Here is a 14,643-nt window from a genome sequence, read left to right on the forward strand (position 1 = left end):
GGACTGGCTCGCTCATCCCGCGCGCGGGTTCGCGCACGATCAGGCGAAAGATCGGCGCGATGACGATGCCCGCCACGCCGACGACGATGAATGCGGTGCGCCAGTTCACCGTCGCGGCGATGAGGCCGCCCAGGATCGATCCGCCCGCCAGCCCGATCGGCACGCCCAGCGAATAGATGGACAGCGCCCGCGCGCGCTTTTCCGGCGGGAAATAGTCGGCGATCATCGCATAGGACGGTGCGACGCCCCCGGCTTCGCCTACGCCCACGCCCACGCGAAACAGGAACAATTGCCAGAAACTGGTCGCCATTCCGCACAAAGCGGTAAATGCGCTCCAGACGCCCAGCGAAAGGGTGATGACCCAACTGCGGCTGGTGCGGTCGGCGATCAACGCCAGCGGAATCGCCAGCGTCGAATAGAGCATCGCAAAGGCGATGCCGCCCAGCGCGCCCAATTGGGTATCGGTCAGCCCCAGTTCGGCCTTGATGGGCTGGACCAGGATGCCCAGGATCTGGCGGTCGAGGAAGTTGAAGGTATAGACCAGCAGCAGCATCGCCAGCACCGCGGCGCGATATTTCGGCGTCGCGGTTGTCAGCCGACCGGACCCTCTCGCAGCCGGTGTCGGAGCAGTGCTGCCCATACCTGATCCTCTAATTGTTCGATGGCAGCTTACGCGATCATATGGGAATGCCAAGCCTTCCCGGTGACGAATGGGCGAACGCGATGTGGCGTCCGCCCATTCCGTCCTTTAGAACTTGAGGCCGAGCGTCACATAGAACTGGCGCGGATTGCCATAGAATGCGGTCGCCACGCCCTCTCGCCCCAGCGACGGTGTAATGCCGCCCGACGGTGTCAGGACCGGCAGGCCCGTTTGCGGGTTCGAAGCGGCGAACAGATAGCCCGAAGTGATATAGCGCTCATCGGTCAGGTTCTTGCCGTGCAGGCCGATCGAATAGCGCCGCTCCGGCCCGAAGCTGTAATTGATGCTGGCGTCCCACAGCGCATAGCTGGGCTGGTCGAGGAACGGGTTGGGCACTTCGAACTGCGTCGTGTCGCTGCGATAGCTGAGCGTGGTCGACGCGTTCATCTCGCCCGACCCGACCGGCACGATCGATCCCAAGGTGCCGGACAGCGTCCAGTCGGGCGTGTTCTGGATGCGGCGGAAATCGGCGACATCATTGCCCGCCGGGCCGATGAAGCTGTCATATTGCGCGTCGATATAGCCGAGCGTCCCCGAAAAGCTGATCTGCGATCCCGCGCCGGCGAAATCGCGCAGCAGGCGCGCGAAGATTTCCGCCTCGACACCTTTCAGCGTCGCGGCGGCGGCGTTGGTGGTGACGCCCGCAAAGCCTTCGAAGATGCCATCGCCATCGGCGTCAACGCCGACCGATCCGGGCACCTGCACATCGGTATAGTCCGACCAGAATCCGGTGACGGCATAGGTGAGCGAACGGTCGAACAACGATCCTTTGACGCCCAGTTCATAGCTGTCGACCGTTTCCGGCTCGAACAGGAAGAAGTCATAGATGTCGTCATACTGGATGCCCGGCACGCCATTGTTGTCGGGCGCGATATTGGCGCTGCCGCGCGGGTCGAAACCGCCGCCCTTGAACCCCTTTGAATAAGAGGCATAGGCCATGAAATTGTCGGTGGGCGTCAGCGTGATTGCGGCCCGCGGGGTCCATTTGTCGAACGTCGCTTCGCCCGTGAAATCAGTGATCGGCGCGCCCAGATTGGCGCCGTTGCCGCCGAACTGAACATCCGCCCCGCCCAGCCTGTTGGCCTTGAAGATCGTCGAGCGCCGGGTGTCGGTGGTATAGCGTATGCCGCCCGACAGCGCCAGCCAGTCGGTCAGGTCATAGGTGAAGTCGGCAAAGCCCGACCATGTGTCGGTGCGGACATCCCCCGCAGTCTGCTGACCGAACCCGGCCGAAACAGGCAGGCCGAGCGCGGGACCCGTCGTCGCGAGGATGACGTCGAACCGCGTCGATGCGCGTGCGTCGAGATAGTAGAAGCCGACCAGCCCCTTCAGCCGGTCGCTTTCATACACCAGTTGAAATTCCTGGCTGATCTGTTCGTTGCGATAGACGGCGGGTACATCGACATCGACGTCGGGGAGCGCGTCGAAATCGATGGGGGTCAGGCTGCGGTCTTCGCGCCATGCACTGATGCTCTTCAGTGTCAGGCCGCTTGCGATCTCGGCGCTGATGTTCATCGCCAGTCCGCCCGCCTCGATATCGTTGACCGGAAAGGCCAGCCCGGCGCGGGTGTCGAACACATCGTCCAGCACCGGCGCGCCCGATGCGATGCCGGGGATCAGCCGGTGGCCGTTGCGCGCATTCGACTTGTCGTGGGTGTAATCGCCCGAAATACGGACGAACAGGCGATTGTCGGGCGTCTCGAACTCGATCGTGCCGCGACCGGCCCACACGTCCTTGTTATAATTCTCGATACCCAGCGTCAGATTGTCGCCGAAGCCGCCGCGCGACAGCCGCGCCCCCGCCACGCCGATGCGGATGCCGTCGGTCAGCGGGGCGGAAACACTCAGCACGCCATCGGCCTGGTCATAGCTGCCATAGGTCGCGCGGGCATTGACCGACAGGTGGTTCGGCAGCCGCCGCGTGACATATTTGATCGCGCCGCCGATGGTGTTGCGGCCATAAAGCGTGCCCTGCGGCCCCCGCAGAACCTCGATCCGCTCGACGTCATAGATATCGAGCAGCGCCGCTTGCGGGCGGTTGAGATACACATCGTCGAGATACAGGCCGACGCCCGATTCAAAGCCGGGCACCGGGTCCTGCTGGCCCACGCCGCGGATGAAAGCGGTCAGGGTCGAATTGGTGCCGCGCGACGGCTCCAGCGTGACATTGGGCGTGGTGTCGCCGATGTCCGACAGGTCGATCGCGCCCTGTGCCGCCAGTGCTTCGCCCGAATAGGCAGTGACGGCGATCGGCACGCGCAGCAGCGATTCGGACCGTCGCTGCGCCGTCACGACGATTTCCTGATCGCCCAGTGCCGCGGATGGCGGCGCGGCGGCAGCCTGTTCTTCGGCATCGGCGGGCGCGGCGCTGTCCTGCGCGGCGGCGGGCGTCGCCAGCAGTGCCAACGGCGCGACGGTGAACGTCAGATATGCGGCGAAACGGTTGCACGAACGAGCCATCGGCCTGATCCCCTCCCAATCGGCACACCCCGCTTTTCGGCGCGGGGTTGTGCAGTGTCCGACCGAGCTATACTGAAACCTGAACCGGGTTTCAACTTTGGATGAAAGGGGGAGGGCGGTGGCACATTTGGCCGACGATCAGGACCGGAGCGCCGGTATCGCCAGCGAGGGCAAGGCGCCGCGCACCGCGCGCGGTCGCCGCACGCTGCGCGCGATCCTCGACGCCGCTGCCGCCGAGTTCGGGGAAAAGGGGTTTCACGAAGGCTCGGTCAGCGGCATCACGCGCCGCGCGGGCGTCGCCCTGGGCAGCTTCTATACCTATTTCGATACGAAGGACGCGGTGTTCCGCGCGCTGGTGCGCGACATGTCGGCACAGGTGCGCGACCATGTCGCGCCCGCGATCCGCGCCGCGCCCGACGGCATCGCCGCCGAACAGGCAGGATTGCGGCACTTCATCGACTTTGTGCGGACGCACAAGGAAATCTACCGCATCATCGACGAGGCCGAGTTCGTCGATGCCGACAGTTTCCGTCTGCATTATGCAACCACCGCCGAACGGATCGAGGCGCGATTGCGCGCTGCCGCCGCGCGGGGGGAAGTGCGCGCCGATGTCGGCGCGGTCCATGCGTGGGCGATCATGGGCATGAACGTGTTCCTTGGGCTGCGTTACGGCGTGTGGGACGAGGACCGCGACGCCGCCGCCATCGCCGCCGACATGGCTGATTTCCTGCGAAACGGATTGTCGCCGCGTTGAGTGCGCTGCACCCGAAAGGGCATGACGGACGTTTGCCCTCCGACTAATCCGACTAAATAGGGTATGGCGATAACATGGCGTTGCCGGTGGCATGTCGGAATTGCTATATCGCGCTGCCCTTTTCGCGCCGCGTGCGGGGGAAGGCGGGACAGGAAGGACGGCCAATGCTTTACAATGCCTATGAAATGCAGCGCTCGATGCTGGCGGGCGCCAGTGCGTTTGCCAATTTCGGGGCGGGGCTGCTCAACAATCCCGCCAACCCCTTCTCCTATTTCGGCGGCGGTCCGGTGCTGGCATCGGCGCTTGAGGTCTTCGCCCATGCCGCCGCGCCACGCGGCAAGCCCGATTTCGGCCTGAAGCAAACGATTGTCGATGGAGCGACCGTCGCCGTGCGTGAAGAGATCGTCGCGCGCAAGCCGTTCGGCCAGCTCAAGCATTTCGTCCGCGAAGGGGTCGAAGGCGCGCCGAAGCTGCTGATCGTCGCGCCGATGTCGGGGCATTATGCGACGCTGCTGCGCGGCACGGTCGAACGGATGCTGCCGGTCGCCGATGTCTATATCACCGACTGGCGGGACGCCAAGCTGGTGCCGCTGAGCGACGGTGGTTTCGACCTGGATGACTATATCGACTATATCGTCGACTGGCTGGCGGCGATCGGGGCGGAGGGCGATGCGCGTCCGCACATGCTGGCGGTGTGCCAGCCATCGGTCCCCTGCTATGCCGCCGTCGCGTTGATGAGCGCGGACAAACACCCCAATCTGCCGCGCACGCTGACCATGATGGGCGGGCCGATCGACACGCGTGAGGCGCCGACCGCCGTCAACACGCTGGCGACCGAACGGCCGCACGCGTGGTTTCAGCAGAATGTCATCGCGACGGTGCCGATGCTGTATGCCGGCGCCGGGCGACAGGTTTATCCCGGTTTCCTGCAACTGGCCGGGTTCATGACCATGAACCTTGGCAACCACCTGATTTCCCATTGGGAAATGTTCAAGCATCTGGTGCAGGGCGATGACGAAAGCGCCGATGCGACGATGCGTTTTTACGAGGAGTATCGGTCGGTCTGTGACATGACCGCCGAATTCTATCTTCAGACAATCGACCTGGTGTTCCAGCGCCACGCCCTGCCGCTCGGCGAAATGACGCATCGCGGCCGTCCCGTCGATCCGGGCGCGATCACCGATGTCGGCATCCTGGCGATCGAGGGCGAGCGCGACGATATTTCGGGCATCGGCCAGACCAAGGCGGCGCTGACCATCGCCACGGCACTGGATGAAGCGAAGAAGCAATATCTGATGGCCGAGGGTGTCGGCCATTACGGCATCTTCAACGGGTCCAAATGGCGCACCCGCATTGCGCCGGTCGTCGAACAATGGATGGCGGCGCACGCCGGATGAAGGGCAAGGGTGAAGCGGATGACGCGCCGCAGGAACCCGACCATCTCGACGCCGAAGAGCGGGAGGATGTAGCCGAGCGGCAGACCGGATCGGCGCTGGTCATTTATGAAGTCATCCGCGCCGCCGGGGATGAGGAACTGCACCGACCCGCCAGCGGCCTGTTCTTTTCCGCGCTGGCGGCCGGGATCGGCGTTTGCGCGTCGTTGCTGGGCGTCGCGACGCTGCGCGGACACCTGCCCGATGCGCCCTGGGTCGAACTGGTCGCGGCGCTGGGCTATACGCTGGGTTTCATCATCGTCGTGCTCGGCAACCTGCAACTGTTCACCGAAGCGACGGTGACAGCCGTGTTGCCGGTCGTTGCCGATCCGCGACCGATCAATGTGCTGCGGCTGTTCCGCTTGTGGGGCATCGTGCTGGTGGGCAACCTGGTCGGCACGTTCATCGTTGCGTCGATGATCGCACAAACGTGGATCGTCGATGCAGAGGGGCTAGACGGCGCGCTGGAATTTGCCGGGCATCTGACCGAATATGGTTTCGGGGAGTTGCTGGTGCTGGGCATCCCCGCCGGTTTCCTCATCGCCAGCCTGGCGTGGATTTTGCCGAATGCACGCGAAAATGCGCTGGGCGTCGTGATCGCCATCACGTGGCTGGTGTCGGCCGGCGGTTTTGCCCATGTCGTGGTCGGATCGGCGGAGGCGTGGTTGTTGCTGCTGGCGGGGCAAGTCGGCATCGCATGGGTGCTCTTCGGATTTATCCTGCCGGCGTTTCTGGGAAATGTGATCGGCGGCAGCGGGCTGTTCGCGCTGATCGCCTATGGTCAGGTGCGCGAGGAAATGGCGCTGGCCCGTCGCACCCCACACGATTGAAGAGGGCCGATGAAAAGGGTGGGCGACGCGCGCGGCGCCGCCCGTTGTCGTTACAGCGAAACTTCGGCGTGCTTGCCCGCCTCGTCGGGACGGATGGTGTTGCCGGTCATCAACTTCAGCTTGCCCGTCAGCGACAGATCGGCTTCCCAAACCTCGGCGTCCTTCAACTCGAAGCGCAGCATCATGACATTGGGATCGTCCTTGCCGCCCTCGAACCACGCCTCGACCGGGTTCGACCAGTATTTGTCGAAAATCTCGGGCCGTGTTTCCTCGACCAGTGTGCCGTGGATGCATGCGAACAGCTCGTGGCCCTTGGCGACGAACTGCACCATCGCCTCACCGCCCCTGGCGATGCGGTTGTCGCGGTTGCAATAGAACCAGAACTCGCTGTCGGCATCGGGATCGAGCTGCGCGGTCATCGGTTCGTGATGCTCGTGGCTGCCGACCAGCCCGATCATGACGAACGGGCTTTTGCCCATCGCCTTCCACATCGTTTCGCGGACGCGCGCATCCTGTTCCTGATCGACCTGCATGGCAAACTCCTTTGTTGGGTTGCCCGGATAACGGCTGGCGCGCGCGGCGGTTGCGTCAGGTGGTGCGAAGCCTGACCACGCTGCAAACCAGCGCGAGCCCTGCAAAGCCCGCCGCGACGAACAGCGGCGCAGGGCCAAGCCCCAGGCCCATCGCCAGCATCACGCCGACGGTGGACGCCCCCAGCGTCTGGCCCAGCAGTCGCGCGGTCGACAGCAGCCCGCCCGCCGCCGCCGCCCGGTCCTTTGGCGCCTGTCCGATAATCAGCCGCGAATTGGGGGCGAAGAACAGGCCGAAGCCACCGGCCGTCAGCGACAGGCGCCACGCAATGTCGGACCACGCCGCATCCGTCGGCATCGCCGCGATCAGCAACAGGCCGGCAATCGCCAGCGCGCAGCCGGCAATCCCCAGCAGCGACGGCTTTATTCGATCCGACAGCCACCCCGCCAGCGGTGCAACGATCAGCAGCGTCAGCGGCATGGGCAGGATCAGCAAGCCCACCTGTTCGGGCGAATAGCCCATGCCCTGTTCGAACCGGAACGGCAGCAGCACGACCAGCGAGGCGGAGGCGAGGAAGGCGCTGATCGCTCCCAGCACCGACAGGCCGATGACGCGCTGGCCGATCAGGTCGACGGGCAGCACGGGGCGCGTGCGTTGTCGCTCCCGCCGGACCAGCAGCACGGCGGACACAACACCGCCCGCCGCCATCACCACGCCGGGCGCGAAGGCAGCGGCGCTGTGCGCGGCCAGCTCAATGCCGCCAATGATCGCGCCGATCGTTGCCGCGCTCCACACGCCGCCCGCCCAATCGAACCGCTCCTTTCGCGGGCGCGGTTCGGGCAGCGACCGGCCGAGCAGGATCGAAACCAATGCAAAAGGCGCGGCGGCGCAGAACACCCAGCGCCAGTCGGCATGACCGACGATGAAGCCGCCCAGCGTCGGCGCCAGCGCGTTGGCGGATGCGACGATCACGCTGTTGATGCCAAGTCCCGACCCCAGCCGCCTTGCCGGATAGATGGTCCGCAGCATTGCCGCCGATACGCTCAGCGCCATGCCCGCGCCCAGCGCCTGCGTCACGCGCACGATCAACAGGCTGGCGAAACTGTCGACCAGCAGGCTGGCGGCGGACGCGATCAGGAACACGATCTGCCCGATCTGATACAGTCGGCGGTGGCCCAGCCGGTCGCCCAGATTGGCAAAGGGCAGCAAACCCATCACCAGCACCAGTTGATACAGCGTGACGACGGCGACCGATGCACCCGCGCCGACGCCGGTATCGCGTGCGATGGTAGGGAGGGCGACATTGGCGATCGCGCCGTCGATCACGAACAGGGCCGTGCCGAACGAGATCGCCGCGATGGCGATGAAGCGGCGCGGGCGCGGCAGCCCATCCTCCACCGTCGGAGGAATGGGCGTGGCAATGTCGCTGGGTTGCAGGATGGCGGTTCTCAAGGGTCAGCGGGCGGGGTTACACCGATTGCGTAAAGCCCGCCCGCCGGTTGCTCAATCCTTGCCGTCGGCGTCGTTTTCCGAACGCGAGTTGAGCTGAACGTAATTCTGGATGCCCATCCGTTCGATCATGTCGAACTGACGCTCCAGCGTATCCAGATGCTCTTCCTCGCTGTCGAGGATGCGGCGGAACAGGTCACGGCTGACATAGTCGCGGACTTTCTCGCAATGCTCGATCGCGTCGCGCAGCAGGGGGATCGCCTCTTCTTCGAGCGCGAGGTCGCCCTTCAGCACTTCCTCCACCGTCTCACCGATGCGAAGGCGGCCGAGCAGCTGGAAATTGGGCAGCCCGTCGAGGAACAGGATGCGTTCCGACAGCCAGTCGGCATGCTCCATTTCCTCGATCGACTCCTTGCGTTCGAACTGGGCGAGTTTGTAAACACCCCAATGATCGAGCAGGCGATAATGCAGCCAATATTGATTGATCGCGGTCAGCTCGTTCTTGAGCGCGATGTTGAGATATTCGATGACCTGGGGGTCGCCCTTCATGACGGTCGGCCTTTATTCTGATTGCGGAACAGACCATCAGAATAGCGTCATTGGGGCAGCCGCGATACCCGGAAAATGGCGGAAAACTGCGCTTTTACAGGTTGCGAATGTCAGGCAGCAGCGCGTTCGGAATCGATAATGGCTCGCGCGAACGGCACGCACTGACCGCATTTGGCCTGGCACCCAAGCGCGCGGTAAGCCTGACAGGCGCTACGCGCGCCGCCACGGGCCACTTCCCGCACTTGCCCTTCGCGAATTGCATTGCAGACGCAGACGACCATCGAACCCTCTCGCTGTTGCGAATCGTTCTAGGATTGTTGCAAGTGCCTCGCAAGACTTATTGCGTCGCGTTCGCACTTTTGCGGTGGATGGTGCCGCCCGAAAGACGGCGCCACAGCCATTCGACCGGACCCTGACCGAATCGCGCCAAGCACCATGGCGAGGCGACCAGCATCGCGACCCACATCGCGGCGACGAACAGATACAACTCGGCGCGCGGCACTTGCCCATACAGCCTCAGCCCATGGCCATAGAAGATGGCCGTCATCACGATGCTGGTCGCCAGATAATTGGTGAACGCCATCCGCCCCGCCGCCGCCACGCGCGCGATCAGCGGTGCCGCGGTGAAGCGTCGCGCCAGCCACAGGATCAGCGCCAGATGGCCGAGCGAAGTGGCGACGCGGAACGGGACCGACCATGCCAGGAAATTGCCCATCAGCACCACGGGGTCGAAACCCGACAGCGCTCCCCATGCCGTCAGCGCCACCATGCCCGGCAGCCCCAGTGCATAGCCCCAGACCATCATCCGCCGCATCGCCGCGTCTGACCATTCGCCCGTCAGCGCGCCCGCGCGATACAGCGCCATGCCGGTCAGCATATAGCCAAGCGACTCGCCGCCCGCGAATTCCAGCAGGCGCAGCGGCGCGGTGCCGCGCACGAACCAGCGATAGCCGACCGCATCGGCCCAAGTGCCGCGATAGGCGGCGAGATCGGCGGCCACGGTCGCGCTGCCCGCGTGCGGGAAGGTGGCGACCATCGCCTGATAGCGTGCGACCAGATCGGCGGGCGCGTCGGGCGTGTTGGCCAGCGACTGGAAATACAGCGCGCCGCCGAACTGGATCGACAGCAGCGCGGTGTGCAGCGCCAGCACGACAATGGCCGCGCGCGCCAGTCGCCCCGCATCCCAATCCCACGCGATCGGTAACAGGCACCCCAGCACCGCATAATGCAGCAGAATGTCGCCGTTCCAGACGAGATAGCCATGGGCAAGGCCGAACAGCGCCAGCACCGCCATGCGCGCATAATGGGCGCGCACCGGACGTTCGCCGCGCGTCGACAGCATCAGCACGCCCGCGCCGAACAGCATCGCGAACAGCCCGCGCATCCGCCCTTCGAGCAGCACTTGGGTAAATGCCCATACGCCCAGGTCGACCGCGCGGTCCCCACCCCATGCCAGCGGATTGACATAGGCGTCGCCGGGCAGGGCAAAGCCGATGATGTTGATCGTCAAAATCCCCATTACCGCCACCCCGCGCACGACATCCAGCGGGACGTGGCGCGGGGCGGGGGCAGGGGTGCTGTCAGGCGTCAGGCGACGACCTCACCCTGCATCAGCTTGGGGAAAAAGCCTTCATGCGCGGCGCGCAGGTCGGCCAGGCTGACGGTCCAGTCGCCCGCTTCGGTTTCGAATACCAGCCGGTCGCGGATGGTGCGGCCCAGCGGATCAGCGGGCACGTCGGCGCGGTCGGCATCGGCCATGAAATCGGCGAGACACTGGTCGCACACGGTGACGACATACAGGCCCTGATCCTCGCCAAAGAAGCTCTCGGCCATGCCAAAGGGCTGGATCGCGTCGACCAGCGCGCCGACATTGCCCGCCAGCGCCATTTCGGCCACCGTGACCGCAAGGCCGCCGTCGGACACGTCGTGGCACGCGGTGATCGCGCCCTTTTCGATCTGGGCGCGGATGAAGTCGCCGGTGCGCCGTTCGGCCTTGAGGTCGACGGGCGGCGGCGGGCCGTCCTCGCGCCCATGCATTTCGCGCAGCCACAAAGACTGGCCCAGATGGCCCATGCGCTCACCCACCAGGATGATCGCGTCGCCGGTGCCGCGAAAGCCGATGCCCACCGACTTCTGCCAGTCCTGCATCAACCCCACGCCGCCGATGGCCGGGGTGGGCAGAATTGCGGAGCCGCCACCCGTCGCCTTCGATTCATTGTAGAGTGACACGTTGCCGCTGACGATCGGGAAGTCGAGCGCGCGGCACGCATCGCCCATGCCCTCCAGGCATCCGACCAGCTGGCCCATGATTTCGGGGCGCTGCGGATTGGCGAAGTTAAGGCAGTTGGTGACGGCCAGTGGGGTCGCGCCCACGGCGGTCAGGTTGCGCCATGCCTCCGCGACCGCCTGCTTTCCGCCCTCGACCGGGTCAGCAAAGCAATAGCGCGGGGTGCAGTCGGTGGTGATCGCCAGCGCCTTTTCGGTGCCATGGACGCGCACGACCGCCGCGTCGCCGCCGGGGCGCTGCACGGTGTCGGCGCCGACCATGTGGTCATATTGCTCCCAGATCCAGCGGCGGCTGGCGATATCGGGGCTGCCCATCAACTTGAGCAGGTCGGCGGCGACGTCATTCGTCTCCGGCACGTCGGTCAGCTCGTCGCGCCTGGGCGTCGGCACATGCGGGCGGTCATATAGCGGCGCATCGTCGGCCAGCGGGGCCAGCGGAATGTCGGCCACGACCTCGCCCTGCCACTTCAGCACCATGCGGCCGGTATCGGTGACGGTGCCGATGACCGCGAAATCCAGTTCCCATTTGCGGAAGATCGCCTCCGCCTCGCCCTCGCGGCCGGGCTTCAGGACCATCAACATGCGTTCCTGCGATTCGGACAGCATCATTTCATAGGGCGTCATGCCGGTTTCGCGCTGGGGAACATTGTCCATTACCAGCTCGATGCCGACGCCGCCCTTCGACGCCATTTCCACCGAAGAGCTGGTTAGGCCCGCGGCGCCCATGTCCTGAATGGCCACGATCGCGTCCGACGCCATCAGTTCGAGACACGCCTCGATCAGCAGCTTCTCGGTAAAGGGATCGCCGACCTGCACCGTGGGGCGCTTCTCATCCGATTTCTCGTCGAAATCGGCCGAGGCCATGGTCGCGCCGTGAATGCCGTCGCGGCCCGTCTTGGACCCGACATAGACCACCGGGTTGCCGATGCCCGCTGCCGCCGAGTAGAAAATCTTGTCCTGCTGCGCGACGCCGACCGTCATCGCGTTGACCAGGATGTTGCCGTCATAGGCGGGGTGGAAGTTCACTTCCCCCCCGACGGTGGGCACGCCGACGCAATTGCCGTATCCGCCAATGCCATGGACCACGCCCGCGATCAGGTGGCGCATCCTGGGATGGTCTGGCCGCCCGAATCGCAGCGCGTTCATGTTGGCCACGGGCCGCGCGCCCATGGTGAACACGTCGCGCAAAATGCCGCCCACGCCCGTCGCCGCGCCCTGATACGGCTCGATATAGGAGGGGTGGTTGTGGCTCTCCATCTTGAAGATCGCGGCCTGATTGTCGCCGATGTCGATGACACCCGCATTCTCGCCGGGGCCACAGATCACCCACGGGGCCTCGGTCGGCAGTTTCTTCAGGTGGATGCGGCTGGACTTATAGCTGCAATGTTCCGACCACATGACCGAGAAGATGCCCAGTTCGGTCAGGTTGGGTGTCCGGCCCAGCGCGTTCAGCACGCGCTGATATTCTTCCGGCGACAGGCCATGTTCGGCGACGATTTCGGGCGTGATCTCGGTCATGGACGCAGCCTCTAGGGTCCAAACCCAATCAGAACAAGGATCGTGATCGCCCGTGGAGGGCCGCCGACAAGGAGTGCGGCGCAGTCGCGTGGCAGCGCCACGCGCAAGCAAGCGACACTGCTCGGCGACTTTCCACGGGCGACCGCTTCGCGGCGGGCCGATGCTGGCGCACAGCGGCGTTGCGCGTCGGTCACGATGCGCTGCATCGCTCCCTTCTTGCTCCTACCTGTGCGCCAGCATCGGCTCCGTCACGACCTTGTTCTGATTGGGTTTGGACCCTGGCGCGGCCCTTGGCCCCCGTCATCCCCGTATGCGCGCGGGGTTGCCGACGACGGTCGCGCCGGGCGGCACGTCGCGCGTGACGACGCTGCCCGCACCGATGATCGCGCCGTCGCCGACCCGCACGCCGGGGCACAGGATCGCACCGCCGCCGATCCAGACATCGGCGCCGATCGTCACGGGCCGGCCGAATTCGATCCCGGCAGCGCGCGATTCGATATCGCGGGGATGATCGGCGGCATAAATCTGGACCTTTGGCCCGATCTGTGTCCGGTCGCCGATCGTCACAGGGCAAACGTCGAGGATCACGCAGTCGAAGTTCAGGAACACGCGCTCGCCCAGCCGGATGTTGGCGCCATAATCGACGAAGAATGGCGGCCGCACCACGCAACCCGGCCCGACCGAAGCCAGACCCGCGCGCAGCATCGATTCCCGTTCGCCGGGCGGCAGCGCGTCGCTGGCATTATATAGCGCCATCCACGCGGCAGCGCGCGCCAATGCCGCCTGAAGTTCGGCGGCGGCGGGATCATAGGGTGCCCCGGATGACATGCGGTCCCATTCGGTCGTCATCGTCATGCGCCTCGCCAGCGGGCCAGCGGCCGGCGGGGCGGGACGACGCGCGAAAAGGGGAAAATGGTGCTGCCGGTGAGGATTGAACTCACGACCTCAGCCTTACCAAGGATGCGCTCTACCACTGAGCTACGGCAGCACCGGGTCCGCCGCGCCGGACAGGCAGTGGCGGACAGGGGGGCGCCTATGATCGGCGGCCGGGTGATTGTCAAGCCGGCGACCGGCGATCTATTGGCGGCGGCATGGAAACCCCCGACGAACGCAAGGCCCGGCTGGCGCAGGCGCTTCGCGCCAATCTGCGCCGCCGCAAGGCGCAGGCGCGCGAGCAGGCAGACGGCGACGGCCCGAAGCCGCCGCTGCCCAGCGACTGAGCCGTCAGCCGATCGGCGCGCATTTCGCCGCCAGCCAAGTGCGGTGTTCGTCGTCCAGTGTCGGGCCGACCTTTTCCAGCACCTGAGCATGATAGGCGTTCAGCCATTCCAGTTCCGCCGGCGTCAGCAGCGCCGGGTCGATCAGCTCGCGCTCGACGGGCACGAAGGTGAGGGTGCGGAAACCGAGCATCGCCCGGTCGGCGCCCGCGATGTTGCGCGCTTCGGTCAAGATCAGGTTCTCGATGCGGATGCCGTATTCGCCCGCCTTGTAATAACCCGGCTCGTTCGACAGGATCATGCCCGCGCGCAGCGGCTCCAGCGGGCCGCTGCCGGGATAGTTGGGCGCGGCAATGCGCTGTGGCCCTTCATGCACCGACAGATAGGCGCCGACGCCGTGGCCGGTGCCATGCGCGAAATCGAGGCCGGCTTCCCACAGGGGACGACGCGCAAAGCTGTCGAGCTGTGCGCCCACGGTCCCTTCGGGGAACAATGCGGTGGCGATGGCGATGTGCCCCTGTAGCACGCGGGTGAAGCGGTCGCGCATTTCCGCTGTCGGTTCGCCCACCGGCACGACGCGGGTGATGTCGGTGGTGCCGTCCGGATATTGCCCGCCCGAATCGATCAGGAACAACTGGCCGCGCTCGATCGGCAGATTCGATTCGTCGGTGACGTGGTAATGCGGGATCGCACCGTGCGGACCGGTCGCCGAAATGGTCGAGAAGGACTGGTCGCGCAGAACGCCGGTCGCCTCGCGACATTCGCGCAGCTTTGCCGCCGCCGACAATTCGGTCTGGCCGCCCGCTGGGGCGGCCTGTTCGATCCATTTCAGGAAGCGCACCATCGCGCCTGCATCGCGCAACTGCGCGGCTTCATGGCCCGCGATTTCGGCAGGGTTCTTGATCGCCTTGGCCAG

At 65.4% G+C, this 14,643-nt stretch carries 14 protein-coding genes and 1 tRNA gene; 4 read left to right on the plus strand and 11 right to left on the minus strand.

Annotated features, from left to right (window positions below; genetic code table 11):
- Together VL973_RS04560 and VL973_RS04565 are read right to left on the minus strand one after the other, a co-directional pair.
- Positions 1–640, minus strand: a 640-nt coding sequence (locus tag VL973_RS04560; RefSeq protein WP_325282846.1) for an MFS transporter, incomplete at its 3' end; no start/stop codon positions are given.
- A gap of 108 nt (positions 641–748) precedes the next feature.
- Positions 749–3,160 carry a TonB-dependent receptor gene (locus tag VL973_RS04565; RefSeq protein WP_325282847.1) on the minus strand — a complete coding sequence of 804 codons (2,412 nt, stop codon included), beginning with the start codon at positions 3,158–3,160 and terminating at the stop codon, positions 749–751.
- A gap of 118 nt (positions 3,161–3,278) precedes the next feature.
- Here VL973_RS04565 and VL973_RS04570 point away from each other — a divergent pair, with 118 nt between their 5' ends.
- From VL973_RS04570 to VL973_RS04580, 3 genes are all read left to right on the plus strand, one after another.
- Positions 3,279–3,914 carry a TetR/AcrR family transcriptional regulator gene (locus VL973_RS04570; protein WP_325282848.1) on the plus strand — a complete coding sequence of 212 codons (636 nt, stop codon included), beginning with the start codon at positions 3,279–3,281 and terminating at the stop codon, positions 3,912–3,914.
- A gap of 164 nt (positions 3,915–4,078) precedes the next feature.
- On the plus strand, positions 4,079–5,311 hold the full coding sequence (locus tag VL973_RS04575) for a polyhydroxyalkanoate depolymerase (RefSeq protein ID WP_325282849.1): 1,233 nt from the start codon (positions 4,079–4,081) through the stop codon (positions 5,309–5,311).
- Entirely contained in the window at positions 5,308–6,177 is an 870-nt protein-coding gene (locus tag VL973_RS04580; protein ID WP_325282850.1) for a formate/nitrite transporter family protein, read from the plus strand. The genes VL973_RS04575 and VL973_RS04580 overlap by 4 nt, the downstream gene beginning before the upstream one ends.
- A 50-nt stretch (positions 6,178–6,227) precedes the next feature.
- Here the strand turns inward: VL973_RS04580 and VL973_RS04585 are convergent, their stop codons facing one another.
- The 8 genes from VL973_RS04585 to VL973_RS04620 all read right to left on the minus strand — a co-directional run bounded on the left by VL973_RS04585 (position 6,228) and on the right by VL973_RS04620 (position 13,498).
- Positions 6,228–6,710: a pyridoxamine 5'-phosphate oxidase family protein gene (locus VL973_RS04585; protein ID WP_325282851.1), complete on the minus strand. Its 483-nt coding sequence runs from the start codon at positions 6,708–6,710 to the stop codon at positions 6,228–6,230.
- A gap of 55 nt (positions 6,711–6,765) precedes the next feature.
- Entirely contained in the window at positions 6,766–8,160 is a 1,395-nt protein-coding gene (locus VL973_RS04590; RefSeq protein ID WP_325282852.1) for an MFS transporter, read from the minus strand.
- A gap of 51 nt (positions 8,161–8,211) precedes the next feature.
- On the minus strand, positions 8,212–8,706 hold the full coding sequence (bfr, locus tag VL973_RS04595; protein WP_325282853.1) for a bacterioferritin: 495 nt from the start codon (positions 8,704–8,706) through the stop codon (positions 8,212–8,214).
- Between the two features lie 110 nt (positions 8,707–8,816).
- Complete coding sequence (locus VL973_RS04600; protein WP_325282854.1) at positions 8,817–8,987, minus strand: (2Fe-2S)-binding protein; 171 nt, start codon at positions 8,985–8,987, stop codon at positions 8,817–8,819.
- 56 nt (positions 8,988–9,043) lie between these two features.
- Positions 9,044–10,225 (minus strand): DUF418 domain-containing protein, encoded by a 1,182-nt coding sequence (locus VL973_RS04605; protein ID WP_325282855.1) that lies wholly within the window; start codon positions 10,223–10,225, stop codon positions 9,044–9,046.
- A 68-nt stretch (positions 10,226–10,293) separates the two neighbouring features.
- Positions 10,294–12,510 (minus strand): phosphoribosylformylglycinamidine synthase subunit PurL, encoded by a 2,217-nt coding sequence (purL, locus tag VL973_RS04610; protein ID WP_325282856.1) that lies wholly within the window; start codon positions 12,508–12,510, stop codon positions 10,294–10,296.
- Between the two features lie 300 nt (positions 12,511–12,810).
- On the minus strand, positions 12,811–13,365 hold the full coding sequence (locus VL973_RS04615; protein ID WP_325282857.1) for a sugar O-acetyltransferase: 555 nt from the start codon (positions 13,363–13,365) through the stop codon (positions 12,811–12,813).
- 58 nt (positions 13,366–13,423) lie between these two features.
- Positions 13,424–13,498 (minus strand) — tRNA-Thr (locus VL973_RS04620).
- Positions 13,499–13,601: 103 nt separating this feature from the next.
- Here VL973_RS04620 and VL973_RS04625 point away from each other — a divergent pair.
- Positions 13,602–13,730 carry a hypothetical protein gene (locus VL973_RS04625; RefSeq protein WP_325282858.1) on the plus strand — a complete coding sequence of 43 codons (129 nt, stop codon included), beginning with the start codon at positions 13,602–13,604 and terminating at the stop codon, positions 13,728–13,730.
- 4 nt (positions 13,731–13,734) lie between these two features.
- Here VL973_RS04625 and VL973_RS04630 read toward each other — a convergent pair.
- A partial coding sequence (locus VL973_RS04630; protein WP_325282859.1) for a M24B family metallopeptidase occupies positions 13,735–14,643 on the minus strand: 909 nt, incomplete at its 5' end.

This window comes from Sphingomonas sp. (assembly GCF_035490575.1).
Classification (GTDB): domain Bacteria; phylum Pseudomonadota; class Alphaproteobacteria; order Sphingomonadales; family Sphingomonadaceae; genus Sphingomonas.